This is a genomic window from Ensifer sp. D2-11, assembly GCF_054161295.1.
Genome location: NZ_CP096434.1, coordinates 948,170 through 960,559, shown reverse-complemented (window position 1 = coordinate 960,559; position 12,390 = coordinate 948,170). Strand labels below are relative to the sequence as shown.

At 59.1% G+C, this 12,390-nt stretch carries 8 protein-coding genes; 3 read left to right on the top strand and 5 right to left on the bottom strand.

Going from position 1 to position 12,390, the window contains the following annotated elements; all coding sequences use genetic code 11:
- Window positions 1-115 precede the first annotated feature (115 nt).
- Together M1D34_RS21510 and M1D34_RS21505 are read right to left on the bottom strand one after the other, a co-directional pair.
- Window positions 116-2,215 carry a polysaccharide biosynthesis protein gene (locus M1D34_RS21510; RefSeq protein WP_498781864.1) on the bottom strand — a complete coding sequence of 700 codons (2,100 nt, stop codon included), beginning with the start codon at window positions 2,213-2,215 and terminating at the stop codon, window positions 116-118.
- A gap of 381 nt (window positions 2,216-2,596) precedes the next feature.
- Window positions 2,597-3,535 carry a methionyl-tRNA formyltransferase gene (locus M1D34_RS21505; protein WP_498781862.1) on the bottom strand — a complete coding sequence of 313 codons (939 nt, stop codon included), beginning with the start codon at window positions 3,533-3,535 and terminating at the stop codon, window positions 2,597-2,599.
- Between the two features lie 424 nt (window positions 3,536-3,959).
- Between M1D34_RS21505 and M1D34_RS21500 the strand changes: the two genes are divergently transcribed.
- From M1D34_RS21500 to M1D34_RS21490, 3 genes are all read left to right on the top strand, one after another.
- The gene (locus M1D34_RS21500) at window positions 3,960-4,832 is read left to right on the top strand and encodes an ATP-binding protein (protein WP_498781860.1); all 873 of its coding nucleotides are present in this window, start codon (window positions 3,960-3,962) and stop codon (window positions 4,830-4,832) included.
- Window positions 4,833-4,899: 67 nt separating this feature from the next.
- Window positions 4,900-5,838, top strand: coding sequence for a sulfotransferase family protein (locus M1D34_RS21495; protein WP_498781858.1), 939 nt, complete (start codon window positions 4,900-4,902; stop codon window positions 5,836-5,838).
- A 40-nt stretch (window positions 5,839-5,878) separates the two neighbouring features.
- A complete protein-coding gene (locus M1D34_RS21490; RefSeq protein WP_498781856.1) occupies window positions 5,879-7,327 on the top strand; it encodes a pectate lyase in 1,449 nt (482 codons plus the stop codon).
- A gap of 123 nt (window positions 7,328-7,450) precedes the next feature.
- Here M1D34_RS21490 and M1D34_RS21485 read toward each other — a convergent pair whose 3' ends face one another.
- The 3 genes from M1D34_RS21485 to M1D34_RS21475 all read right to left on the bottom strand — a co-directional run bounded on the left by M1D34_RS21485 (window position 7,451) and on the right by M1D34_RS21475 (window position 12,367).
- Window positions 7,451-9,439 (bottom strand): polysaccharide biosynthesis tyrosine autokinase, encoded by a 1,989-nt coding sequence (locus tag M1D34_RS21485; protein WP_498781854.1) that lies wholly within the window; start codon window positions 9,437-9,439, stop codon window positions 7,451-7,453.
- 311 nt (window positions 9,440-9,750) lie between these two features.
- A complete protein-coding gene (locus M1D34_RS21480) occupies window positions 9,751-11,043 on the bottom strand; it encodes an O-antigen ligase family protein (protein ID WP_498781852.1) in 1,293 nt (430 codons plus the stop codon).
- 85 nt (window positions 11,044-11,128) lie between these two features.
- Window positions 11,129-12,367 (bottom strand): glycosyltransferase family 4 protein, encoded by a 1,239-nt coding sequence (locus M1D34_RS21475; RefSeq protein ID WP_498781850.1) that lies wholly within the window; start codon window positions 12,365-12,367, stop codon window positions 11,129-11,131.
- Window positions 12,368-12,390 lie beyond the last annotated feature (23 nt).

Here is a 12,390-nt window from a genome sequence, read left to right as displayed (position 1 = left end):
GCGCCGACTGGCCTGCTGCAAGATCGGCGCGCGGCACGGCTTCCGATCGGTGGGCTTTTTCGTAGGCGGCCGCAGTGCTGTCACGATGCGTCCGCACCGATCGTGTACGTCGTCGTCACCTCCCGGGCAGGCGCAACTCCGCGCCGTAGCCGGGTGGTGATTTCGCTGCCTTGGCCTTGATCCGGCTCTTCGGCCGCAACGGCGTTCGTTTGCTCGCGGCCGCCATCTTGCGATCCGCCTCGTGCTCATATCGCGGCAGCAATTCGCGCATGACCGCCACGACGCTGGCCTCGTTGCCCCGTTCCGAATGGCGCTGCAGGCGCGCGAAAGCGTCCCTCAGCGTCGGCAGCGGAATGGGTTCGGGCACCGCTCCGAGGACGCCTGGCACCGGCGAGCTCGTGCGCTTGTCGGTTTCGTCGAAAAGCTCCTCGAAGAGCTTTTCGCCCGGCCGGCAGCCGATGATCTTGATTTCGATCTCCTGGTCCGGCGTGAAGCCGGCAAGCCGGATCATCCGGCGGGCGATATCGATGATCTTGATCGGTTCGCCCATGTCCAGCACGAATATCTCGCCCTGGCCGAGCTGCTTTTCGAAGCCGTAGGCGGAAGCCTGGAGGGTGAGTTCAACCGCCTCGCGGATCGTCATGAAGAACCGAGTCATATTCGCGTCGGTTACGGTCAGCGGGCCGCCCCGGGCCAATTGACGCTTGAAGAGCGGGATCAGCGAACCGCTCGAACCCAGCACGTTGCCGAAGCGGACGGTCATGAAGCGCGGGCCGAGACCCGTTTCGAGCCCGTTCAGGTCGAGCGCCTGACAGTAGAGCTCGGCAAGACGCTTCGTCGCACCCATGACGCTCGTCGAGTTGACGACCTTGTCGGTCGACACCTGGACCATCGCGAGCGTGCCGTATTTCTTGGCGGCATTGGCGACATTCATGGTGCCGACGACATTGGTGAGTACGCCCTCGCAAGGATTCATCTGCACCATCGGCACATGTTTCAAAGCCGCGGCGTGAAAGACGAGCTCAGGCCGGTGCCGCTCGAATATCTCCTCGACCCGCTGGCTGCGGCGGACGCTGCAAAGGTAGCTCCACCGCGGAACTTCGGGGAAGCTTTCCGTGAGCGTCATGTCGATTGCGTAGAGATTGTATTCCGTGTTGTCGATCAGGACGATCTCCGCCGGAGCGCAGGCGGCAACTTGGGCCGTTAACTCGCTGCCGATCGATCCGCCGGCCCCGGTGATGAGCACCCGGCGCCCGCGAACGAGGCGACCGATCGCCTCCCGGTCGAGCGCTGCCTGCGGCCGCTCCAGGAGGTCGGTCAGTTCGATCGAGCGCAGCTCGTAGGGGTTGTCTCCCTTGGCGCGTTTCAGCTCCGTCATCTGCGACAGGCGCGAAACGGCGATGCCTAGTCTTTCGGCCGATCTCAAAAGGCCGTCGGATGCCTCCTCTCCAAAGGCCGCGGGGGCCTCGGTGAAGACGATGTGACGCGGCTGCTTGCCCTGTTGCTGCAACTCTGCAACCACCCGCTCGAAGTCTTGAATACGGCCGGCGATCGGCACGCCGCGCAGGCTCATGCCGGTTTGATCCTCACTCCTGTCGAGGCATGCGACGGGCGTATAGGTCGCGTTGGGGTCGCGTGCGAGGGCCCGAAGATAAAGGTCGGCGGCATCGCTCGCACCGATGAGCAGCAGCGGAATTCGGTTGTCGTCCTGCGCGTCCTTGCTGCCCCCGGACTTGAAAATGGGCCGCCTCAGAGCGAGTTCCTCGGCGCGGAAGCTCAGCCGCGCAGCTGCCAGGAAGGCGATGAGCAGGAGCGACTGCATCGGAACGACGGTGCGCGGGATGTCGGTGAGCCTGGTCGAGAAAAACAGCAGCGAGACGAGCAGTAGCGAGGTCAGCAACACCGCCCGCAAAATGATGAAAAGGTCGGAAATGGAACCATATTTCCAATTTCGGCTGTAAAGGCCGGAGAGGGGGAAGACGAGTGCGCATATGGTAAGGTATTGCGCGCCCGACCATAACAGCACCGAGGCGGTCTCTGGTCGTGCGGAAAGTTCTCCGACGCCGTAGCGCAGCAATAATGCCATCGCGAGAGCGACACCGACCGATGCCAGGTCGGTGAGATAAAGGGCAGGATATTTCTGGACGCTGCGGACCGCTCCCCTTATCCGCCTGAAGCCGATATCGAGGGCGGCTCCGCAGATCGCCCAGAACATTCTGGCCGGTGCTCTGCTGCCCCCCTCTCTTCCCAAAATAGTCGGTAACGTCAGGAAATGATTACGAACTGCCTTCGCGGCGGCGTGTATACGCTGCATGACGGCCCCTTCCAATACTTATAAGCCCTACAGCTCCGCCGAACGACGAACGCACGATCCCCAAAGCTCTTATGGTGGCTAAGAACAGTGCGTCTGTTGTGTGTCTATTCGACCTGCTCGAAAGGCTAGATAAAATGAATTCAACAAAAATAGGCGTTCGCGATCATTCCAACCGCAACGCAAAATTCCTTGGCATATTCGAATACAGTAATAAAAAAGCACGTCTTTAATGGGTTGTAAACAATTTTCCAGTATTGGCCCAATTATAGTTTTCTACTGTTCTTATGTATTTTGCGTAGAAGCCTGGGCCAGGTCCGACCCGCCGAGCTTGCCGTGAATCGGAGGCCGCCTGTCCGAGGTCCACTTCCATGCGTGCGCCTCAATGCATTCCCGGTCACCGCAAAGCACGATGAACCCGCGCTCCGTATGGGCCTGAATCTGCCCTGTCAGGCCGATATATTGCCTGGAGTTCTCGACCGGGGTTGCCGCATCGATGCGTATTTTCTGGCCTTTGTAGAATGTAAAGGCGCCCGGATAGGGATCTCCGACCGCGCGGATCAGCCGCAATATGGATGCAGCCGGTTCATGCCAATCGATCCGGCCGTCCTCCCCGGTCCGCTTCGCGCAATAGCTCGCCTCCGCCTCGTTCTGTTCCGTACGGGCCGCACTTCCCGCTTCGACCTGTGCGGCCGCGTCGACGACCATCTCAGCCAGGTTTTCGGTGTGCCTTGTATAAAGACTGCGCGCTGTCTCGTCCGGGGCAACGGGAAACTGCCGCTGTAACAGAATCGGTCCCGAGTCGATGCCGTCGTCCAGCCAGAAAAGGGTCGAGCCCGTCTGTTCCTCACCCCGGAGGATGGTCCAGGGGATGACGCCGCGGCCCCGCAGTCGCGGCAAAGCTGCCGGGTGAAAACCGACGGTGCCCGCGCGCGCCACATCCCTGAACGGGCGCCGGCAGACTTGCGACCAGCCTATGACGAGCGAGAGATCCGGGGCGGCCGCTGCAACGGCCTCCAGCGTCGCCTGGGAATTTATGTCCGTCGTGTAATGGATCGCGCTTCCGGCCGCCCGCCCGATCTCCCCGAGGTCCACAAAATCGGAATGGCGCCCCGCCGCTTCGGGCGGCAGCGTTATTACGAGCACCGGAGTGCGCTTTGCCCTTATCAGCGCTTCCAAAGCGATCTTGGAACTCTCGACGGCGCCGACGAATACGATACGCATGGTCACACCACAAATCTGAATATGAAATGAGTGACTGCCGCCGAGCCGACGGCATTTAAAACCAAGAACAATATCGGCCTATCGAACACAACTAAGGTGCGGAAGTCCAGTGCGTGATGAGGAAAGTGTGTGGGATTTCCGCCCCGCATCGCGGTCACGTTCATGTTTTAGCGCGATCCGACCTAAAATCACCGTGATCAACGCCGCAAATACGGCACCACCAGCTAACGTTGCAAATTGCTGCGCCTCGGAAATTATGCTACGTCTTGCCTGAGCGGATGATGCCGCCAGTCATTAGATAAGATTTTGAATATTCAAAACGCATAATTAAGACGCCACGTCGTGGCAATATTTTAAGAGGGCGACTCCCGCCCTGCAACGGAACGGTGATTCAAGTTCCGAAAAAATGTTCGCTTTTGGTTGAATGGATACGGATTGTCACGCCATGACCGTAAGTGCCAAAAAATTTTATTCATTGAGTTCCAACACGATCGACCTGGTATCGGAATCAGCTTTTTTCGCCAGATTGAAGATGCGCAATGGCACCTTCAAACTGACTCAGCCGTCCCGATTTCGAGAGCTGGAGGTCGCGTTTCGGCCGTTCATCGCGGAGCGCGCGGCATCCCTCCACGACATCCTGGATGTGGGTGTCTCCACCGGATTGACGACGGTGGAACTGTCCAAGTTCCTCGAAAGCTGCGGCGCCACGGTCCACATTACAGCGACCGATCTCTTCGTAGAGGCCCACATCGTCGAATTTGCTCCCGGGGTCACGGTCTTTTGCGATCCGGAAGGTTGGCCGCTGCAATATGATCTGCGCGGCGTCACTGTTCGTCCTTGGATCAGAAGGCTGGACTATGTGACGCTGGCATTTGCCCCGCTCATGTTGGCGCGTGTCCTGTTGCAACCGCGCCTGCGCGCCCGGGTACGGGCAGGCAAGAGTAAGCAGGTGCAGATGATCACGCGATCCTTGCCCGAGAACGGCAAAATAAACTTTGTCGAAGACGATATTATGAGTCGGTCGCAGCACCTGGCCGGCCGGTTCGATCTCGTGAGAGCCGCGAACATTCTGAATACGAACTACTTCTCGCTGGACCAGATCCGGACCGCGATCGAGAACATCCACTCCTATCTCCGCGGCCCGGGCGCCTTGTTCGTGGTGACCCGTACGAACCGCGCGCAGGAAAACGCCGGAACCTTGTTCGAGCTCAAGGAGGATGGTTCGTTCGCCGCGCTGGAGCGCGTCGGGGGCGGATCCGAGATCGAAAAGCTTCTGCTGGATTTCCGCGCACCGTGAGGCGGAACCCTGCACGGCCGGAACGGAACGTCACGGTCTCCCGAAGCGGAAATCAAACTTCTAGAAAATGGAAGGCTTCATGATGCCCTCGCAACCAGTTCGCATCGCATATATCGCAGGTTACGGACGCAGCGGGTCGACCATACTCGACATTGCGCTGGGGCAGCATGCTGCCGTGGTGGGAGCCGGAGAGATAACGTCGCTCACACGTCACGTCTGGCGTCACAACGAATATTGTGCATGCGGCAATGCAATTCGCGATTGCTCCTTCTGGAGCTCGGTCCGCCAGCAGTGGTCCGACCGCCAGGATCCCGGGCTGATGGAGGAGTATTGCGCCCTTCAGCAAAAGTTCGAAGGGCTTTCGATGCTAACGAGATTGCTCAGCGGCATGGGTCTCGGAAAACAATTTTCTTTGTATATGCTTCATACGAAGCGCCTGTTCAGCGCGATGCAGTCATGTTCGGGCCGGCAGGTAATCGTCGATTCCTCGAAGCTGCCGGGAAGAGCGATGGCCGTGGCACAGATCCCCGGGATCGACATGCGGGTCATTCATCTGGTGCGTGACGGGCGCGGTGTAGCCTGGTCGTTGCTGAAGGGTTACGAGCGCGATGCCAAGTCGGGCTTGCAGAAGGAAATCAAGCCGAAATCGGTATTCAGGACAGCCTTGCGCTGGAGCATGGTCAATCTTGCAGTCGAATATCTCTCGCGAAAATTGGGCTCTGAAAAGGTCATGCGTGTCAGATACGAGGATTTCGCGTCTGATCCGGTTGCCGTTATGCACAAAATCGGGGCGTTCCTCGAGCTTGACCTGAGCCAGGTGGGGACATCGCTGCAGAATGGCGAGGCCATGGGGCCGGGACATCAGGTGGCAGGCAATCGGCTGCGCATGAACGCATCGATCGCGCTCAACAAGGACGAAACGTGGCGAACACGGATGCCGGCCCGTCAGCAGGTTTCCTTCCAGAGGCTGGGCGGCTGGATGCTCCGCCGCTACGGCTATCTGTGAAGGTCGGTGTCATATTTCTGCGGGATGGCGGCACAAGAGCATGACGATAATCTACCAGTCGCATGATGTAAGGGCCTTTGGTTTCACGATAGCGCGTTGCCTGATATTAGCAGGGTTGGTCTGCGGATCATGGGTCGGCTTCTCGCGGCAAGCTCTGGCGCAGGCGGCACTGGCCGAGCCTCTTTCACCCAAGCTTCCAGACGGCAGACAACGCGCCTTTCCCACGGCCGAGGGCTTCGGCGCCGGCTCTCTTGGAGGCCGGGGGGGCAAGGTGATCTATGTCGTAAACACGAACGAGTCAGGGCAGGGCTCCTTGCGTGCGTGCATCGAGGCATCCGGACCCCGCATTTGTATCTTCCGCACGGGCGGCACCATTGTACTTCGCGAAAAGTCTCTGGTCGTTCGACATCCATTCCTGACGATTGCCGGAGAGACGGCGCCGGGGGGCGGGATCGCCATCCGGAACGGTGAGGCGCAAATTCGCCCTTCAATCGAGATCCTGACCAATGACGTGATCATCAGGCACATTCGTCTTCGCCCCGGTCCGCATGCCGTGAAGGCTTGTTGTTCCGGAGGCCTCGGAATGTACTCCAGTTCGGCGAAGGACATCATGCTCGATCATATCTCCGCCAGCTGGGGATCGGACGAGACGATCGATTCGGAAGATGCGAGCAACTTCACCTGGCAGTGGGGGATTACGAGCGAGCCGCTGCTGCGGGGCGGCCCCGGGAAAGACAAGCGTGCGCGCAACATGTTGTTCACGAAAGGCGGCAACGTCTCCGTGCATCACTCTCTCTTCGCTTACGGCCAGTTCAGAAATCCGCTGATAAAGATGAAAATTCCCGGCGCCGTCGCGGATGTCGTGAACAACGTGTTTTTCTCGCCGAAGTGGCAATATGTCCTAAGCTTCGGCGATGAATGGGCGCGGATCCAAGCCAATGTGGTCGGCAATTACAAGATCGCGGGGGAGAAGCTGCGAAACGACCATATGGTTCATCTCTTCGAAGAAAGCGGACGCGGGCACGCGATCTATTTGAAGGACAATTACGACGAACCCTATCGCACCGGCGCCAGCCAGGATGACAGCCTCGTTTTGGCAGAGAAACAAAGAAGGTTCGTTTCAGCGTCGGCATTCGATGCACCGGCGGTCCGCGCCTCTACGCCCGAGATTGCTTACGAGGACGTCCTGGCAGGTGCCGGTGCGACGAAGCCTCGGCGCGACGCCGTCGATCGCCGTATCACCGAGGCAGTCAGGAATCGCAGCGGACGATTGCTCGTGAACGATCCGCAGGACGTCGGCGGTTGGCCGGAACTCGATGCCGGGGTGCCGTACCCGGACAGCGACATGGACGGTATCTCGGATGACTGGGAGGCCGAAAACGGTACCGACCCGGCAGATGCCAGCGACGGGCCACAGGACTTGGATGGCGACGGATGGACAAACCTCGAAGCGTTTCTCCATTTCATGGCAGGCGATACCGCGGATTAAGGCCTGTTGGGACTCGGGATTGCGCGCCGGCTGTTTGATTTCCTCATCCCTGTGCTCGTCACAGAGATCCAGCCACAGCGCCGCGTCTGCGGCGCCGGAAGAGTTCTTTCAGCCCATCGGGATCTAAGCGACATTCGACGGGCGCGTGATCGAAGGTCTCGCCGCGGGAGCATGAAGCGTGTTGACGTCCGCCTCCGCCCGTTCGGGGAGTGCCCCATTGCCTCGAACGCGATGCCAGCGGCCAGCCGGGATGCGCTTGGAAGTGATGACGAAGCCGCCATAGTGGTGGCGCCTGTGGATTTCCGGATTGACCTGATTGATCACGGAGCCGATCAGATGCGCATGGTTCATCCGCAGCTGCGCAGCAGCTTCCAACAACTGCTCTTCAGTTGTTTTACCCCAGTTGGCTATGAGGATCACGCCATCGACAAAGGGCGCCAGCCAAGTCGCATCGCCGGAGGCGAGCACCGGCGGAGCATGCAGCACGATGAAGTCGTATCCGCTTTGCTTAAGGTCCATGATGAGTTCGCAGAGCTTGTCGGAGTCCAGCGATCTGAATGGCTCCGTCATCACATGCGTCGCGTCGATGAACCCGAAACCGGGTAAGGTCGGGATGGACTGCACGATCTCGCCTATGACCGCTTGATTTCTGAGATAGCGTTCGATTGGTTCCGGTGAACGTTCCATGCTTTTCAGATAGGGAACGTTGTGGCGATTGAAATCGAGGTTCACGAAGGCGGTAGGGCGGCCGTCCGCCGCTGCTGCTGTTGCAATTCCCCAAGCCGTCGACGCGTTTGCGATGTCGTGAACGCAGGAGGTGACCATCACGATGCGCCGCAGTTGCTTTGCGTCGGAATAGCGACCGGCCATATAGACCGCCCGCTCCGCTTCGGCGGACGTGAAATTGCTCCAGTCCGGAATGCACGAGGATCGCTTGGCGCCCGGAGAGGTGAGATGCTTCGGTACCTTCGGTACATAGCCAAGATTCGGGACTCGCAGCAGTTGGGCGGCGCGCTGTCCGCTACGAACACGGGTGTCGGTCGTTTCCAGCAGCAGCGCGAGCACACAGGCCAGCAGCGTGGAACCGGCGAATGCGGCCGGGATGATAAGGCCGGGCTTGGGAAACGACGGTGAATTGGGGAGTTCAGCTGTCGATACGATTCGGGCGCTGGGTTTCAGGGACTCGGCTTCGAGATCGGACAGGATACGCTGGACCTCATCCTCGATCATGCTGCGGATACCTGCAATCTGCGAATCCGCATCGATCATCTGAGGATGATTCTTGCCGTATTTGGAAGCGAGTTCGGCCTTGCTCTGCAGCAACCGTGCCTCTTCGTTCCGCAAGGTGATCAAAAGCGGCTGCGTCATGCTCTGCCGAAGAAAAGCCACTGCACCGCCGGTGTTGAGTGCGCGTTCCTTGTCGGCGACCCGCTCGTCCTGTTTGAATTCGAGCGAGGCTTCGACATAGAGGGTGGCGATCGTGTTTGCGATTTGCTGGGCGAGTTTCGGATCCTGGTTGGTTACGACAAGGCGCACGGCGAGGCTTTCGCCGGTCCGGCTCACCTCGAACTGGGACAGCAGCGCGGAGATTGCGTGATCCCGCTGCGTCCTCACATCCGGCACGAGCCGAACGGTTGTCGAAGAACTGCCGATACCGATGAATTCCTTGATGTCGTCGACAAGGCCCTGGTCGCCCGACTTGTCCCCGCCCGCCGCATAAGGATTGAAGCTGGGATCACCGATGAGGTTCAACCGGTCCACGATGCGGCCGGCGAACTTACGCGACTGCAACACGTCCATCTCGGTTTCCGCCGCCGAGCGGTCGCGGTCGATGGATGTCAAAGCTGCATCGGTGGCAAATGGCCGGACATCTTTGCGCTCCAGCACCACTTCCGAGCTGGCGGTATAGGATTTGGGGAGCGAAAAGGAAGCAATTGCAGACAGCAATGTGCAGCAGATGATGATTGACGCAAGAAACCAGAACCGCCTCTTGACCACGGCCCACAGGTCGAAGAGGCCGACCGTAGCCCCGCTCTGCTGAACGGCAAAATCGATGGTTTCTCGGTGATGAGCACGGGCAGATAGGCTGCCATCGGGAACGAATGTCGTCATGGAAACCTGCTAATATCAAAAAATTTCTATATTCTGTTACTTTAGTAAAATATTGAATAAGACGCAATGAATTACTTCAATGCTGCCAAAATCTACTTCGGCCGCACAAGCACGTTGTCTTTGACCAGCGTCCTCGGCATGCCGCGGCGCAGATGAAGTCGCAGATACTGTGTCTATACGCCCGGATCAAAAACGAAGGGCGTCACAAGCTTGACAATACCCCGGATTTCGCGGCACGGCCAGCAAAAATCGTGACCTGCATGTTCTCGGTTGCTGACGGCGCCCGCTGCTTTGGACGTCGCTTGCACGGCTCACGAGGTTTGAACCTTGGCCGGTCCAGCACCTCTCAACTGCGTAAGGCCCAGTCCGAAACACAGAAGAATCGGCATGGTCCAATATCTCGCATACATATGCGGATTGAAGAGAGCGATTACCAGAAATACCAGGATTGTCGTCACCACCGCCGCGAGCGCGCGTTTGTCTCCGCCGACCTTCAAGATCGCGAGAGCCAGCAGCATGCCGACGCCGGAAAACATCAACCAGCCGACAAGCGCGAGCAAACCGCCCTCAACCCAGAGGAGAAGGTAGATATTGTGAACCGGGGCGCTTTGAACACTTCTTTCACGGAATTGATCCGCACCGAGCCCCACGAGCCAGATCTGTTCCTCCGAGATTATATGCATCGCTTCCTCCATCAGCGCGGCTCTGGAGAGGAACGTCCCCGCTTCGGATATGTCACCTGAGGACAACGCACCCAAAACGCGTGTCTGGAATGTCTTGGGCAGCATCTCCTTACTGCCGAATAGTGCCGCGCCGCCAACGACGATGGCCACTCCAAGTGCCAGTCGCAAGAGCAGCCGCGGCGTCGAAATCATCGCGATGAAAACGGCAAGACAAAGCGCCGTTGAAAACAGCCCGCTATTCGAACTCGTCAGCACGACCGTGACGATGACGATCGCGAGAGCGGGCAAAGCGAGGTATGATTTCACACGGCCCGAAGACCAGAAGAACAGCAGAATCGGAAGCGTCAGGGCGTTTATCGCCGCGGCCAGATTCGGATTTCGCAAGACGGTAGCGAGGCGCTTCCCGCCGGTCACGACGCCTTTACCTTCTCCGGGCACATACCCGACCGTATAGAACGTGATGATACCGTGAATGTCGATGAGAATGACGCTGACCAGGAAGATGCCGGCCAGCCGATAGGCTTCCCTCGGGTCCTCACGGATGAGGATGACCATCAAGATCAGATAGGCGAAGAGATATTGCCCCATCACGATCAGTCCCCGCTGAGGACTGCCGTGGAACAGGCTGCCGAGCATGATCCCGATGAACAACAGCGTGAAAGCGCAAAGCCATATTGACGTCGTCTGTTCGAGCGGCCTCCTCCTGATGCGCCCGGTGATCAAAAGAAGGAACAGGCTCAGGCAAAAGAAGAAATCGCTGAACGTGAAGAAAAGTTCGGAAAACCGCAATGTCGCGTAGGGCGCCAGGAAAACGGCCAAATAGACGACGGCGCGTTCGATCGCCGCAAGGCGAAGGATCGTTCTGCTGGGCTGACCAGCAAAATAAAGTTGATGTGCCGTTGTCATACCGGTTTCTGACACGATCGCCTCACACCGTCATCTATTCCAATAAGCAAAAGCGGGATGCGGGCGGAACCGCACACACTTTTCCTCATCCCGCTTTTCCTCATTCCGCTCTTGCGGAGCGCTGCATGGCGGTCATGCCGCCTGTCAGCTCTTCGTAGACCGATGTAATCGCATGAACGTGGCGCTCGAAACTGAAACGGGCGCGTACTTCGCTGCGGGCCGTTTCCACGATGCGATCGCGAAGCGCCGCATCGCTGAACAGTTTGAGGTAAGCCCTGGCGAATTCATCAGGATCGTCGGCGCGCACGAGCATGCCGGTCCGGCCATCTTCAACCACTTCCGGGTTTCCGCCGGAGTCGGCCGCGATAACCGGCGTGCCGAGTAGCATCGCTTCGACAAGGGTTCTTCCGAGCGGTTCGTTGACCGCCGTCACCAGCAAAGCGTCCAGTCCTGCGATCCAGGGCTCGCCCGGATACCGAAAGCCCATGAAGTGAATGCAATCTGCAACTCCGAGCGCCTCGGCACGCGATTTTGCGGCCTCGTCAAGACCGTTAAGCGCATTGCCGAAAAACAGACCCGCAACCTTGGTCTCAGGCGAAAGCCGCTTCAGGGCGGCAACCGCTTCGACAAACAGGATCGGCCGCTTGCGATCCACCAGAGTCCCGACATAACCGAGAAGCTTCGTCTCGGGCGAACATCCAATCGCGGCCAGCACGTTGTTGCGGGCTTCCTCGCGCTCGAACCCCGCCATCTTCGTGACGTCGAAGGGACTGTGCACGACACTGCATTTGCTCGCGGCCGAGAAAATCCCGGGGCGGGGAGATGCGAATTTCGATACAGCCACCAGGCGATTGGGGAGCCATGGTGCGACTCGGCGCAGACCGAACGAAGTCGCGTCGCCGCGATGATGCCAGAGATGCTTCGACCCGGCGACGCGCGCAGCGAGACCCCAGATGAGATGTGTGCGGCCATCATTCGTGTGTACGATCGAGGCATTGCTCGCTCGCAGGAATCGGACGAGCGCGGGAAGTGTGCGCATGACATTGACGACTGCGGCGCCATTGCGCGGAGCCGCCCGCTCCAGGCGGTTCAGAACCGGAGCGGCGACAAAGTCGATGCCCTCACGGCGAAACAAATCCGCGACCGGTCCATCGGTATCGTGTAGCACGACGAGCGGCACGAAGCGCGACCTGGGGAGATTTCGTATCAGGCCGAGCGAGGACATGTGGCTCCCGCCGACGAGATCTCCAATGAAGGGAAGGCACACAACGACCTGATGGCCGCCGCCTGTGCTGGGCGTTTCCGGTTGGCGAAGATCAACTGCTGCAGAAGACGTCATTACCTTAGATCCCAAAGGAACCG